Source organism: Catellatospora sp. NPDC049111 (assembly GCF_040648615.1).
GTDB classification, from domain to species: Bacteria; Actinomycetota; Actinomycetes; order Mycobacteriales; family Micromonosporaceae; genus Catellatospora; species Catellatospora aurea.
This window is the reverse complement of the sequence record NZ_JBEZEB010000003.1, coordinates 311,530-324,287: the sequence shown is the minus strand read 5'-3', so window position 1 is coordinate 324,287 and position 12,758 is coordinate 311,530. Positions and strand designations below refer to the sequence as shown.

12 protein-coding genes are annotated in these 12,758 nt (G+C 70.1%); 8 read left to right on the top strand and 4 right to left on the bottom strand.

The genetic code is table 11. The features are described 5' to 3' along the window. Positions 1 to 21: 21 nt before the first annotated feature. Together AB0B66_RS06370 and AB0B66_RS06365 are read right to left on the bottom strand one after the other, a co-directional pair. Positions 22 to 1,116, bottom strand: a complete 1,095-nt coding sequence (locus tag AB0B66_RS06370) for a PLP-dependent aminotransferase family protein (protein ID WP_360523749.1) — start codon at positions 1,114 to 1,116, stop codon at positions 22 to 24. A 153-nt stretch (positions 1,117 to 1,269) separates the two neighbouring features. Further along, on the bottom strand, positions 1,270 to 1,668 hold the full coding sequence (locus AB0B66_RS06365; RefSeq protein WP_120321578.1) for a CBS domain-containing protein: 399 nt from the start codon (positions 1,666 to 1,668) through the stop codon (positions 1,270 to 1,272). Between the two features lie 216 nt (positions 1,669 to 1,884). On the opposite strand from AB0B66_RS06365, the gene AB0B66_RS06360 reads away from it, so the two are divergent. From AB0B66_RS06360 to AB0B66_RS06345, 4 genes are read left to right on the top strand one after another with little or no spacing between them, the layout of a single operon-like run. Next, complete coding sequence (locus AB0B66_RS06360; RefSeq protein ID WP_360523746.1) at positions 1,885 to 2,634, top strand: phosphocholine cytidylyltransferase family protein; 750 nt, start codon at positions 1,885 to 1,887, stop codon at positions 2,632 to 2,634. After that, entirely contained in the window at positions 2,622 to 3,692 is a 1,071-nt protein-coding gene (locus AB0B66_RS06355; RefSeq protein WP_360523743.1) for an iron-containing alcohol dehydrogenase family protein, read from the top strand. The genes AB0B66_RS06360 and AB0B66_RS06355 overlap by 13 nt, the downstream gene beginning before the upstream one ends. Continuing rightward, positions 3,679 to 4,383: a CDP-alcohol phosphatidyltransferase family protein gene (locus AB0B66_RS06350; protein WP_360523740.1), complete on the top strand. Its 705-nt coding sequence runs from the start codon at positions 3,679 to 3,681 to the stop codon at positions 4,381 to 4,383. The genes AB0B66_RS06355 and AB0B66_RS06350 overlap by 14 nt, the downstream gene beginning before the upstream one ends. Positions 4,384 to 4,437: 54 nt before the next feature. Then, positions 4,438 to 5,883, top strand: a complete 1,446-nt coding sequence (locus tag AB0B66_RS06345; RefSeq protein ID WP_360523737.1) for an ATP-binding protein — start codon at positions 4,438 to 4,440, stop codon at positions 5,881 to 5,883. A gap of 150 nt (positions 5,884 to 6,033) precedes the next feature. Here AB0B66_RS06345 and AB0B66_RS06340 read toward each other — a convergent pair whose 3' ends face one another. Beyond that, positions 6,034 to 7,191, bottom strand: coding sequence for a glycosyltransferase family 4 protein (locus AB0B66_RS06340; protein WP_360523734.1), 1,158 nt, complete (start codon positions 7,189 to 7,191; stop codon positions 6,034 to 6,036). Between the two features lie 50 nt (positions 7,192 to 7,241). On the opposite strand from AB0B66_RS06340, the gene AB0B66_RS06335 reads away from it, so the two are divergent. Both AB0B66_RS06335 and AB0B66_RS06330 read left to right on the top strand, forming a co-directional pair. Beyond that, complete coding sequence (locus AB0B66_RS06335) at positions 7,242 to 8,096, top strand: DNA-formamidopyrimidine glycosylase family protein (protein ID WP_360523731.1); 855 nt, start codon at positions 7,242 to 7,244, stop codon at positions 8,094 to 8,096. Positions 8,097 to 8,333: 237 nt separating this feature from the next. Further along, positions 8,334 to 9,872 (top strand): sugar transferase, encoded by a 1,539-nt coding sequence (locus AB0B66_RS06330; RefSeq protein ID WP_360524157.1) that lies wholly within the window; start codon positions 8,334 to 8,336, stop codon positions 9,870 to 9,872. Positions 9,873 to 10,073: 201 nt separating this feature from the next. Here AB0B66_RS06330 and AB0B66_RS06325 read toward each other — a convergent pair whose 3' ends face one another. Next, positions 10,074 to 10,631 (bottom strand): Uma2 family endonuclease, encoded by a 558-nt coding sequence (locus AB0B66_RS06325; protein WP_360523728.1) that lies wholly within the window; start codon positions 10,629 to 10,631, stop codon positions 10,074 to 10,076. Between the two features lie 195 nt (positions 10,632 to 10,826). On the opposite strand from AB0B66_RS06325, the gene AB0B66_RS06320 reads away from it, so the two are divergent. Both AB0B66_RS06320 and AB0B66_RS06315 read left to right on the top strand, forming a co-directional pair. Beyond that, a complete protein-coding gene (locus tag AB0B66_RS06320) occupies positions 10,827 to 11,504 on the top strand; it encodes a response regulator transcription factor (protein ID WP_360523725.1) in 678 nt (225 codons plus the stop codon). 32 nt (positions 11,505 to 11,536) lie between these two features. Next, the gene (locus AB0B66_RS06315) at positions 11,537 to 12,655 is read left to right on the top strand and encodes a HAMP domain-containing sensor histidine kinase (protein ID WP_360524154.1); all 1,119 of its coding nucleotides are present in this window, start codon (positions 11,537 to 11,539) and stop codon (positions 12,653 to 12,655) included. Positions 12,656 to 12,758: the final 103 nt, after the last annotated feature.

Below are 12,758 nucleotides of genomic sequence, written 5' to 3'. Positions count from 1 at the left end.
TCGGATATCCGAAAAAGCCGATCAACCGCGAACGGCGTCGATGGCCTCGGCGAGACGGCGTACGCCCTCGTCGATCTGGTCCACGGTGACCGCGCTGAACGCGAGCCGCAGCGAGTTCTCGCCGCCCTCCAGCAGGAAGTCCGAACCCTTCACCACGGCCACACCACGCTCGGCGGCGGCCGGCAGGAGCTTGTCGACGTGCACGTCGGCGGGCAGCTCGATCCAGAGGAAGTAGCCGCCGTCGGGCTCGGTGAACGAGACGCCGTCGATCCGCTTGCGCAGGGACTCCGCGAGCACGGTGGCCCGCTCGGCCAGCGCGGCGCTGACCGTGGCCACGGAGCGCTCGATGTCGCCGGAGGCGCAGAACTCGTACACGATGCCCTGCGCGACCTGGCCCGCCGAGATGTACAGGTTGGTGGCCTTGCCCGCGATCGCTTCGATCAGGCCCTTGTCACCGACCAGGTAACCGACCCGGACACCCGGGCAGACGGTCTTGGTGAAGGAGCTGGCGTGCACCACGACGCCCGCGGTGTCCAGCGACAGCATCGTCGGCAGCGCGTCGCCCCGGAAGCGGATGTCGACGTACGGGTCGTCCTCGAAGATCGTGAAGCCGAACTCCTGCGCCAGAGCGAGCAGCTCGTGCCGCTTGGCCTCGGAAAGCGTCACGCCCGCCGGGTTCTGGTAGTTCGGGATGATGTGCGCGAGCTTCGGGCGCACGCCCGACTCCAGCAGGGCGCGCAGCTCCGCGGTGTCGATGCCGTCCGGGTGCAGCGTGACCTGGTGCACGACCGCGCCGAGGTTCTTCAGGTTCAGCAGGGTCCGGTCGTAGGTCGGCTTCTCCACCACGACGTGGTCACCGGGCTGTACGAGGTGGTTGAAGAGGAACGCGTCGGCCTGCAGGGAGCCGTTGGTGATCAGCACCTGGTCGGCGGACACCCCGTGCTTGGCCGCGATCCACTTGCGGAGCGGGCCGTAGCCGTAGGAGTTGCCGTACGCGGTGAGGCCGGCCGGGTCGTTGGCGAAGGCGCGGACAGCCGCGGCGCTGAGCCCTTCGACATCGACGATGTCGAGGCTCGGAGCGCCCCGGGCGAACGAGATGAGCTGCTCGGCGGTCATGTTGAACAGGTTAATGCGCCCGAAATGCGAGAACGCTCCACCCGCCCCTTCGTGTCATCCGCCATGATCACGACGAACCTTGCGGGAACCGGGGCCGATCGCCGGAAACAGGCGTGCGTCACCCGCGGTTCCCCGCAAGATCGTCAAAGGCGGTCAGACGGAGGCGGCGGCCTCGGCGCGGCGCAGCGCCCAGACGCGCATCAGGTCGCGGACCGAGATGATGCCGAGCACCTCGTCGCCGTCGAGCACGACCAGGTGACGGAACCCGCCCCGGGCCATCGCCATGGCGGCCTCTTCCAGGCTCCAGTGCGGCGCCGCGTAGACGACGTCCCAGGTGATGTGGTTGGCGCACTGCTCCACATCCGGATCGAGGCCGGAGCCGATGGCGTTGAGGACGTCGCGCTCGGTCATGATGCCGAGGCCCTCACCGTCCGGGTCTATCACGATCGCCGAGCCCACCCGGCGCATCGCCATCAGCTGGGCCGCCTGGCGCAACGTGTGCTGTGGGCCGACCATCAGGACTGGCTTGCTCATCGCCTCACGAACGTGCATTGCGTGCTGCGCCTGTGCAGCGTTAGCCATATGCAATCACCCCTTCGGAACGCAACCCCATTGAAACGCACCGTACGGACATCTTGGGCCGGGTTGTGGGCAACTCACAAGACTTGTTATAGGTCGCGGCTTGTGCTGGCTCGGCCGCCGCGCGCGGGTGCAGTAGCCTTCACCAGCGACGAAACACCTCCATAACCCCCCTCGAAGGAGCCTTTAATGATCGGGATGGTGCTGGCCGCGGGCGCTGGACGCCGGCTGCGCCCCTACACCGACACGCTGCCCAAGGCCCTGGTGCCGGTGGACGGCGAAACGACGATCTTCGACATCGCCCTGCGCAACCTGGCGAAGGTCGGGCTCACCGAGATCGTGGTCGTGGTGGGTTACCGGGCCGAGGCGGTGCAGGCCCGCCAGGCGGCCCTGGAGGAGAAGTACGGCGTCACCCTCACCCTTGTGCACAACGACAAGGCCGAGGAGTGGAACAACGCGTACTCCCTCTGGCTGGCCCGCGAGCACTTCGCCCGGGGCGTGCTGCTGGTCAACGGCGACACCGTGCACCCGGTCTCGGTCGAGCACACCCTGCTGGCCGCCGCTGAGGCCGCCGAGCACGCCGACGCGGGCATCGTGCTGGCGCTCGACGACCACAAGAAGCTGGCCGACGAGGAGATGAAAGCGATCTTCACCGCGGACGGCCGCCTGGAGAAGATCACCAAGCTGATGGACCCGGCCACCGCGCACGGCGAGTACATCGGCGCGACGCTGATCCGCCCCGAGGCCGCCGCGGCGCTGGCCGACGCGCTGCAGACCACCTTCGAGCGGGACCCGAACCTCTACTACGAGGACGGCTACCAGGAGCTCGCGAACCGGGGCGGCGTCATCCGCGGCGCGTCGATCGGGCAGATCGCCTGGGTCGAGGTCGACAACCACGACGACCTGGCCCGCGCGCGGGAGATCGCATGCCACTACTGACCCGTTCGGTGCAGACCCCGCTGAGCATCGACGTCCGGCGGGGCGCCGTCGCGGGCCTGGCCTCGCTGCTGGCCGACCGGCGCATCTCGGCCGGCGGCGACGTGGCGGTCGTGGTCGGCCCCGGTCAGGGCGAGCGGATCGTCGACCTGATCGGCCCCTCGCTGGACCGTGCCGAGTTCATCAACATCGAGGGGGGCACCCTCGAATCGGCGCTCGACCTCGGCCAGCGGCTGCGCGGGCGCAACTACGACGCGGTGGTGGGCATCGGCGGCGGCCGGACCATCGACACCACGAAGTACGCGGCCTCGCGGTACGGCATACCGATGGTCAGCGTGGCGACCAGCCTCGCCAACGACGGCATCGCCTCCCCCATCGCCACCCTCGACCACGACGGCGGGCGGCCGTCCTACGGCGTGCACATCCCGCTGGCCGTGGTCGTCGACCTGGACTTCGTCGAGGCGGGACCGGACCGGCAGACCCGCTCCGGCATCGGCGAGACGCTCAGCAACGTCAGCGCCATCGCCGACTGGGAACTGGCGCACCGGGTGCGCGGCGAGCCGGTCGACGGGCTCGCGGTCGCGATGGCCCGTTCCGGGGCCGAAGCGGTGATCAACCACCCCGGCGACGCCACCGACGACGTGTTCGTGACGCTGCTCGCCGAGGCCCTGATCACCACCGGCCTGGCCATGGCCATCTGCGGCACCTCGCGCCCGTCCAGCGGCGGCTGCCACGAGATCTCGCACGCGCTCGACATCCTCCGGCCGGGCACCGCGGCGCACGGCGAGCAGTGCGGCGTCGGCGCGCTGTTCTGCACGTATCTGCGGACGTCCGTGGACAAGGTGCACGAGGCACGGTTCGCCCAGCTCAGCGCGTGCCTCAAGCGGCATGGGCTGCCGCGTACGCCGGCCGACCTCGGCATCAGCGACGAGGAGTTCGTCGCCGCGGTCGAGTTCGCCCCGCGCACCCGGCCCGACCGGTACACCATCCTCGAACACCTCGACCTGGGCCGCGACGAGCTGGCCGACCGGGTGGCAGACTACGCGGATGCCGTCCACTGACACGCTGACCACGCCCCGTCCCCGGGTCGCCGACTTCTACGCGGTGAACCGGGGCGGCGGGCTGTTCTCCGAGGCGTTCAGCCAGCGCCTCGGCGCGGTGTTCGCGCTGGTCGCGGCCCGCACCGGGCTCAAGCCGACCCACCTCACCCTGCTCAACCTGGTCATCGGCATCGCCGTGTCGGTGGTCCTGGTGCTGCGCGCCCAGGACGGCACCGCCGCGATCACCCCGCTGTACGGGCTGCTCGCGCTGGTCGGCTGGCAGGTGGCGTACTCGCTGGACTGCGCCGACGGTCAGCTCGCCAGGGTGACCGACCAGCGCAGCCCGGCCGGTGCCCGGATCGACATCCTGTGCGACGTGGCCTCGCAGATCCTGCTGGTCACCGCGCTGGTGGCGGTGGCCCGGCCGCCGCTGTGGCTGGGCGCGCTGTTCGCGGGCTCGTGGATGGTCAACCTCGTCACCAGCGTGCTGGCCAGCCAGGGCGACGCGAACTCGATGATGACCTCGACGTCGCTGCCGGTGCGCATCGTGAAGCTGGTGCGCGACTACGGCGCGGTCATCTTCGTGGCCGGGCTGGTGCTGACCGTCGCCCCGGCGCTGACGATCTGGTTCATCGCCGCGTTCACCGTGGTCAACTTCGGCTTCCTGCTGGCGAGCATCACCTTCACGGCCCGTACGGCACTCCGCGGCTGACTTGGTAGAACCATAGTTCTTAGAACTACACCTCTAAGAACTATGGTTCTACGTATGCTCGCGAAACCGGACAACGTCTTCGATCGCACCGCCGAGTGGGCCGCGCTGGCCCGCTTCGCCGGTTCCCCTGCTGCCAGCGCTCGATTCGGCGTGGTCAGCGGGCGGCGACGGCAGGGCAAGACGTTCCTGCTCGACGCGCTGGCGCGGGCGACCGGCGGGTTCTACTTCGCGGCGACTGAGGACACCGAACTGGAGTCGCTGCGCCGGTTCGGGCGTGCGCTGGCAGCCCGGGCCGGCACCGGCGGCGAGTTCCAGCTGCACAGCTGGGAGGACGCGCTCCGCCAGTTGTACGCCGTGGTGCCGGATAGTTTGATCATCATCGACGAGCTGCCGTACCTCCTGGCCGCCAGCCCGGCGCTTGCCTCACAACTGCAGCAGGTGCTGGACCCCGGCGGGCTCGCCCGCGAGACGACGTCGAAGCTGCTGGTCTGCGGCTCGGCGATGGCCGTGATGGGGAGCCTGCTGAGCGGCAACGCCCCGTTGCGGGGCCGGGCGAGCCTGGAACTGGTGGTCCCGCCCATGGACTACCGCACCGCGGCGGAGTTCTGGGGCGTGATCGACCAGCCGGAGCTGGCCGTGCTGCTGCACAGCGTCGTCGGTGGCACCCCCGCGTACCGGCACGAGTTCGTGCACTCCGACGCACCGGCCGACCTCGCCGACTTCGGCGACTGGGTCGTGCGCACGGTGCTGAACCCGGCCGTTCCGCTGTTCCGGGAGGCTCGCTACCTGCTGGCCGAGGAGACCGGAGCCCGGGACACCCCGCTCTACCACGGCGTACTGGGCGCGATCGCGCTCGGCCACAACACGCGCGGCGGCATAGCCGGATACCTGGAGCGTCCCTCGACCAACATCAGCCACCCGCTGACCGTGCTGGAGGACTGCGGGCTGGTCTCCAAGGAGCCCGACGCCTTCCGCACCGGGCGATCGACGTACCGGATCGCGGAACCGCTGATCACCTTCTACTCCGCAGTGATGCGGCGCAACTGGAGCTTTCTGGAGCGCGGCATGGCCGAACAGGCCTGGCAGGCGGGCCAGGAGACCTTCCGGTCCCAGGTCGTCGGCCCGCACTTCGAGCAGCTGTGCCGGGAGTACGCCCTGCGAAACGCGGTCGCGCTGTTCGGCGGGCCGCCGAGCACGGTCGCGGCGGGCACGGTCGCCGATCCGGCCACCCGGTCACAGATCCAGATCGACGTCGCGGTGCTGGGCACCGAGGGCGGGGTTCTCTCGCTCGGCGAGGCCAAGTGGCAGCAGACCATGGGCATGCCCCACCTGGACCGGCTGCGCCGGGCCCGCGACCTGCTCGCCGCCAAGGGCCACCGGACGACCGGCACCCGCCTGGCCTGCTACAGCGGCGCGGGCTTCACACCAGACCTGCAACGCGTCGCCGAGGCCGAGAACATCCTGCTGGTCGACCTCCCGGCGCTCTACGCCCAGCCGTGATCGCGTAGGCCGTCCACGGGCTGCGGCATCGCCTTGATCGTTCGATTTGCCGGGCACCTGTGCGTATCTTGCGACCGAATACCCACAGGTGCCAGGCAAGTCCGACGATCTTGATCGTCGCGCCGACGGCGCGCCCCGACCGACGGAAGGTCAGGGGCGGCGGAGGGAGTTGTAGACGGCGAGGAGTTGGGTGGTGACGACGTCGGGGTGGAAGGTGTCGAGGTAGCGGCGGCGGGCCACGTCGGTGAGGGTCGGGGCGGCCTTGAGGGCGTCAGGCAGGGCGGCGGCCCAGTCGTCGACGGTGGGCGGGACCGCGAACCCGGCGTTGTCGATCAGGTACGGGATGCCGCCGAGGTTGCTGCCGAGCACCGGCCGGCCGTTCGCCAGCGCCTCGATGATCGCGGTCGGCAGCACGTCGTGCCACGTCGACGGCACGGCCACCATCGCCGAGGTGCGCAGCGCGGCGCGTACCCCCATCCGGTCCATCGGGCCGAGGTATTCGACGTCGGCCCGCTCCGCGGCCACCTGCTCGGCCAGCCCGCGCAGCTCGCCGTCGCCGGCGATGCGCAGGCGGCCCAGCGACCCGTCGGGGTGCCGCCGCCACGCGTCCAGCAGCAGGCCAAGCCCCTTCTCCGGGGACAGCCGGGCGGCGAAGAGCAGTCCGTCACCCGCCACCATCGGCGGCGGGCCCGGGTCCTCGACCGCGTTCGGCTTGACGGTGATCTGGCGGTCGGTGATGCCGTAGTCGCGCAGGTGCCCGGCGATGGCCTCGGTGAGCGCGATGTACCGATCCACCGAACGCCAGGTCGAGCGGTGCACCGCCAGCGTGGTGGCCATGATCGCGCTCTGTGCCGTGGAGCCGCGGTAGCACTTGTGCTTGATCGCGGGCAGCGCGAACGCCTTGCCGCGGCACTCGTGGCAGGCGTGGCCGTCGCGGAAGTACAGGCCGGGCGCGCACACCTGGCGGTAGTTGTGCACCGTCTGCACCACCGGCACGCCGTGCGCGTGGGCGGTGCGCACCACCCAGGGCGAGAGCAGAGGGTACGGGTTGTGCAGGTGCAACACGTCGGGGCGCTGCTCGCGCAGCAGCCGGGCCAGGTCCTTCTGCGCCGACGGGGCCCAGATCGGGGAGATCGGCAGCAACACCTTCTGCGCGGCCGACAGCGACGGGATGTCGTCCGAACTGCGCAGGAACGGCAGCACGGTCACTCCGGCCGCCTCCAGCTGCGCCATCTCCAGATCCACGATGACGTTCTCGCCCGAGGGCAGCTCGGAGCGGTACCGATTGTGGGCGACGACGACCTTCAACGGTTTCCTGCTCTCTGCTCGGCTGACCATAGAACGGTAGCGTTAGCGCCGTGCCCGAGTTGCCCGAGGTGGAGGCGCTCGCCGCGTACCTGCGTGAGCGAGCGGTCGGCCGGCGCGTCGAGCGGGTCGACGTGTCTGCGATCAGCGCCCTGAAGACGTTCGACCCGCCCCTGTCCGCGACCCATGGACTGACGATCACCGGCGCCGGCCGGCACGGCAAGTTCCTCGACATCGAGCTCGGGGACCTGCACCTGGTGATCCACCTGGCCCGCGCCGGCTGGCTGCACTTCCGCGACGCGCTGCCGGACACGCTGCTCAAACCGGGCAGCGGGCCGATCGCGCTACGAGTCCGGCTGTCCGACGGGTCGGGCTTCGACCTGACCGAGGCCGGCACTCGCAAGAAGCTCTCCGCTTATCTGGTGACCGACGTGAACCAGGTCCCCGGCATCGCCCGGCTCGGACCGGACGCGCTGGGCCTGGACCTGGCCGGGCTGACCGAGGTGCTGCGCCCCCTCAACTCGCAGATCAAGGGGGTGCTGCGGGACCAGCAGGTGCTCTCGGGGATCGGCAACGCGTACTCCGACGAGATCCTGCATGTGGCACGGCTGTCGCCCTACGCGCGGGCGGACCGGCTGACGCCCGAGCAACTGGAAAGCCTGCACAGCGCGATCCAGCAGGTGCTGACCGAGGCGCTGGAGCGCTCGGTCGGGCAGAAGGCTGCCACCCTGAAATCGGAGAAGCGGGCCGGCCTGCGGGTACACGGGCGTGCCGGGCAGCCGTGCCCCGTCTGCGGCGATACGGTGCGTGAGGTGTCGTTCGCCGATTCGAGCCTGCAGTACTGCGCCACCTGCCAAACCGGTGGAAAACCGCTCGCAGATCGCCGACTTTCCAAACTCCTGCGCTAGTGTCACGCACAGCCCAGTTCGTATAGTGTCCCGGTCCTGGGGTGTTCGGACGCATCGGCAACACGGTGTCTCCGCTAACCCCGGACAAACCATGCGAGACTGAACGTTGTGGGCGACACCCGTCCTGCCGCACGTTCCGACCGCAGGGCTGCAGCACCTGCCGGCGCCACCGGGCAGGAACGTGACGCACGGGAGGACCCAGGTGAGGTGACGACGAGCCTGAAGCACCCGACCACCGTGCCCAAGCGGTCGAACGTCCCGGATTACGTAGCCGACCGATACGAGTTGCCCCCCGTGCCGAAGACCAACGGCGTCGCCCGCAACGCGTTCGCCCGGGGCACCGCGCGCCGCGCCCGCTGGCACCGGCCCTACATCCTCTGCCTGGTCATCGGCGACCTGCTCTGCGCCATGGCGGCGAGCTGGACCGCGATCTCGCAGTTCGCGAACAACCGGGTCACCTCCGGTTTCGACCAGATCGCGCAGTTCCAGCTGGTCGCGTACGGCATGATGCCGTTGATCTGGTTGCTGCTGCTCTGGGGCAACGGCGCGTACGACCGGCGCGTGATCGGTCTGGGCACCGACGAGTTCAAGCGGGTCTTCCGCGCGACCATCGCCGTCGCCGCGACCGTGTCCTTCCTCGCCTTCGGTTTCCAGAAGGCCGGCCAGGACGAGGGCCTGTCCCGCGGCACCGTCGGCTTCGTGATCATCGCCGCGATGGCGTACATCTTCGGCATGCGCCTGCTGGCCCGCCGCGCCCTGTACGTCGTGCGCCGCCGCGGCAGGCTGGCCACGTACCGGATGCTGCTGATCGGCTCGCTGCCCGAGACGCTGTTCGTGTACAAGGTCGTTTCGCGCAACCCGAAGGCCGGGCTGGTGCCCGTCGCCATCCACCTCTCCGAGCACCTGCCGGCCTCCCGCCGCGCGCAGGCCCCGGTGCCGGTGCACTACGGGCGCGACCTCGTCGATCTCGTGCACGAGCTGCGCGCCGACACCATCGCGGTGTGCGGCTCGGCCGGGGCGGAACCCGACGAGCTGCGCCGCCTCGCCTGGCAGTTGGAGGGCACCGGCATCGACCTGGTGGTCGCGCCGCAGCTCACCGACATCGCCGGACCCCGGGTGCACATCCGCCCGATCGAGGGCCTGCCGCTGCTGCACGTCGAGGAGCCCAAGCTCTCCGGCATGGCCTGGCTGGCCAAGAACTCGCTCGACCGCATCGCCGCCTTCATCGGCCTGGTGCTGCTCGCACCGCTGCTGCTGGTGATCTCACTGGCCATCTCGATCACCGACCGCGGCCCGGCGTTCTTCCGGCAGCTGCGGGTCGGCCACGAGGGCCGGGTGTTCAAGGTGTGGAAGTTCCGCACCATGTACACCGACGCCGAGGAGCGCAAGAGCAAGCTCGAAGCCCAGAACGAGGGCGACGGCATGCTCTTCAAGATCCGCGACGACCCGCGGGTCACGCCGGTCGGGCGCTTCCTGCGGGCCAGCTCGATCGACGAGCTGCCCCAGCTGATCAACGTGCTCAAGGGCGAGATGTCGCTGGTCGGGCCGCGCCCGCTGCCCGCCGACGACGGCGACTACCTGGGCGACGTGCGACGCCGGCTGCTGGTGCGGCCCGGCATGACCGGCCTGTGGCAGGTCTCCGGCCGCTCCGACCTGAGCTGGGACGAGGCGGTCCGCCTGGACCTCTACTACGTCGACAACTGGTCCTTGGCGTACGACCTGAGCATCCTGTGGCGCACCGTGGGCGTGGTGCTCCGCCGCAAGGGCGCGTACTGACCGAATCTGAAACGGCCGGGCAGCTCCACGAGCTGCCCGGCCGTTCTCGGCGAGACGGACTCCGCGGGCCCGCCCATGATCGTCCGACTTGCCTGGCACCTGTGCGTATCTTGAGCCCGCATTCGCCCACTTGCCTGGCAAGTCGAACGATCATGGTGTGCTTCGTTCCCGGCCTGGCGACTGAGCGGCGCGGTTTGCCGCTCAAGCGAAAATCTTGGTCAGATCCAGCTCGTACGGGAACGGCGCGGTGCCTCTCATCTCGCCGGATCGCTTCTCTTCGACGAGGTAACCCGTCGGGCCAGGCTCGGTCAGCACCCTGACCTCCCTGGCACCGGACTCGACTATCCAATACTCCGCCACGCCCACCATTGCGTAACCGGCGCGTTTGAGCACCAGGTCGTTGCTGGGGTTGCTCGGTGAAACCACCTCGACCACCAACTTCGCCGCAGCCGGCGGCAGCGCTGCCACCGAGCTCCCGAGCAGGTCAGCGTCGAAGACCACGAGGTCGGGAATGAAGTAGGAGGTGCCGTCTCGTCGCAGTACTCCGAGGTTCTCCCCGACCACGAGATGTGCGGGTGCTTGCGCCTCCAGCGCCCTGCGCAGGCGATACAACGTCGTGAAGTGGGGCATCGGAGGCGGAGGGGTCACGAGCAGGGTCCCGTCGAAGATCTCGTACCGGTAGCCGTCGTCGGGAGTGTCGAGAAGGTCCTCGAACTGCCAGGCGCGCAGCGGCTGAGGCCGGAGCAGCGGATGGGCCATCGTTGTCACCCGTCCTCTCTATCGGTGCCCGTGTGACATCTCCAGAGTGCAGTACGAATCTGCGGTCAGGAAGCTTCCCCAGGTCAAATGAACGACGGCGGGCGAGCGCCGCGAGGCGCTCGAACCAGTCCCGCGCACAAGTCCTTCACAACTGGGACTGAGGTTGAGCACAGGTGGCCGCTACAGTCCCTGGTCATGAGTGAACGTCGGGTCCTGGTGGTGGAGGACGATCCCACCATCGCCGGGTCGGTGATCGCGCGGCTGCGGGCCGAGGGTTTCGCGGTGGCGCATGCCGGGACCGGTCCTGCTGCCGTGGAGGCCGCGGGGCGGTTGAAGCCGGATCTGATCGTGCTGGATCTGATGCTGCCGGGCTTCGACGGGCTGGAGGTCTGCCGGCGGGTGCAGGCGCAGCGGCCGGTGCCGGTGCTCATGCTGACCGCCCGTGACGACGAGAACGACCTGCTGGTCGGGCTCGCGGTGGGCGCCGACGACTACCTGACCAAGCCGTTCTCGATGCGGGTGCTCGCCGCCCGGGTGCACGCGCTGCTGCGCCGCGCCGACCGGTCCACCGCGCCGGACGCGCCGATCAAGCTGGGCCCGCTGGAGATCATCCGTTCCGAGCGTCGGGTGCGCCGGGACGGGGCCGAGGCGCACCTGACCCCGACCGAGTACGACCTGCTGGTGTACCTCGCCGAGCGGCACCGGTCGGTGCTGCCGCGGGAGCGGCTGCTGGCCGAGATCTGGGGCTGGGCCGAGGGCTACGGCACCCGCACGGTCGATTCCCACATCAAGGCGCTGCGCCGCAAGCTGGGTGCCGACCTGATCCGCACGGTGCACGGAGTCGGATACGCCCTGGAAGCCGAAACCACGTGATCGAACGCGTCCTCGACTGGCTCACCCACCCCATGTACCGGGTGCTGGGGCCGCTGATCGTGCTGTCCAACCGGGTCCTGGACCGGCTGCCCCGCCCGCTCGACCCGTTCCGGTCGATCAAGCTGAAGCTGGCCATCCTGCTCGGCATCTCCGGCGCGACCGGCCTGGTGGTGTTCTGGGGCCGGCTCGGCTTCGTCAACTGGCCGGTCGCCATCTCCGCGGCCCTGGTCGGGCTGATCACGCTGCAGGTGCTGGCGCACGGCATGACCAAGCCGCTTCGCGAGATGACCGCGGCGGCGCGGGCGATGGCCCGCGGCGACTACAGCCGCCGGGTGCGCGCCACCAGCCGGGACGAGGTGGGCGAGCTGGCCCGCGCGTTCAACCTGATGGCGGCCGACCTCGCCGCCAGCGACCAGCAGCGGCGCGAGCTGATCGCGAACGTGTCGCACGAGCTGCGTACGCCGATCACCGCGCTGCACGGGGTGCTGGAGAACATCGTCGACGGGGTGAGCGAGGCCGACCCGGCGACGCTGCGCACCGCGCTGGCGCAGACCGAGCGGCTGGCCCGCCTGGTGACCGAGCTGCTGGACCTGTCGAAGGTCGACGCGGGCGCGGCGGCGCTGCGCCGGGAGCCGATGCCGGTGGCGGAGTTCCTGGCCCGGGTGGTCGAGGAGGCGAGCCTGAACGCCCCGGCGACCCGGTTCCGGCTGCACGACGTCACCCCGCACACCATCAGCGCCGACCCGGCGCGCCTGCACCAGGTGTTCGCGAACCTGCTGGAGAACGCGGCCCGGCACAGCCCGGCCGGCGGGCTGGTCACCGTCAGCGCCCGCCCGACCGGCACGCAGACCGTCTTCGAGGTGCTCGACCAGGGAGTGGGCATCGCGCCCGCCCTCCGGGAGCGGGTCTTCGAGCGTTTCACCCGGGGCAAGAGCGCCGAGTCGTCCGACGGCGGCACCGGACTCGGCCTCGCCATCGCCCGCTGGGCGGTGGAACTGCACCACGGCACGATCGCGATCGTCGACCCGCCCGGCGGGACCGGCTGCCGCGTACGCATCACCCTGCCCCAGAAGTCCATGCCTCATCAGTCGCCCGCAGAAGTCGGAGCCAACGATGTCAGACACCTCTCCGGACACCCCAGCGCAGCCTGACAGCTCACCGCCGCCCGAGTCGTCGCCGCCGACCGCCGACGCGGGTTCGTCCGCGAGCCCGGAAGCGCAGGTCACGGCAAGCGAGCAGGCTCCCGTTGCCGAA

Bases quoted from the DNA above. Each gene is read 5' to 3' on its own strand.
- AB0B66_RS06355 (WP_360523743.1), top strand. From the start codon at position 2,622: ATGCCACTACTGACCCGTTCGGTGCAGACCCCGCTGAGCATCGACGTC.
- AB0B66_RS06370 (WP_360523749.1), bottom strand. From the start codon at position 1,116: ATGACCGCCGAGCAGCTCATCTCGTTCGCCCGGGGCGCTCCGAGCCTC.
- AB0B66_RS06350 (WP_360523740.1), top strand. From the start codon at position 3,679: ATGCCGTCCACTGACACGCTGACCACGCCCCGTCCCCGGGTCGCCGAC.
- AB0B66_RS06345 (WP_360523737.1), top strand. From the start codon at position 4,438: ATGCTCGCGAAACCGGACAACGTCTTCGATCGCACCGCCGAGTGGGCC.
- AB0B66_RS06320 (WP_360523725.1), top strand. From the start codon at position 10,827: ATGAGTGAACGTCGGGTCCTGGTGGTGGAGGACGATCCCACCATCGCC.
- AB0B66_RS06360 (WP_360523746.1), top strand. From the start codon at position 1,885: ATGATCGGGATGGTGCTGGCCGCGGGCGCTGGACGCCGGCTGCGCCCC.
- AB0B66_RS06325 (WP_360523728.1), bottom strand. From the start codon at position 10,631: ATGGCCCATCCGCTGCTCCGGCCTCAGCCGCTGCGCGCCTGGCAGTTC.
- AB0B66_RS06315 (WP_360524154.1), top strand. From the start codon at position 11,537: ATGTACCGGGTGCTGGGGCCGCTGATCGTGCTGTCCAACCGGGTCCTG.
- AB0B66_RS06365 (WP_120321578.1), bottom strand. From the start codon at position 1,668: ATGCACGTTCGTGAGGCGATGAGCAAGCCAGTCCTGATGGTCGGCCCA.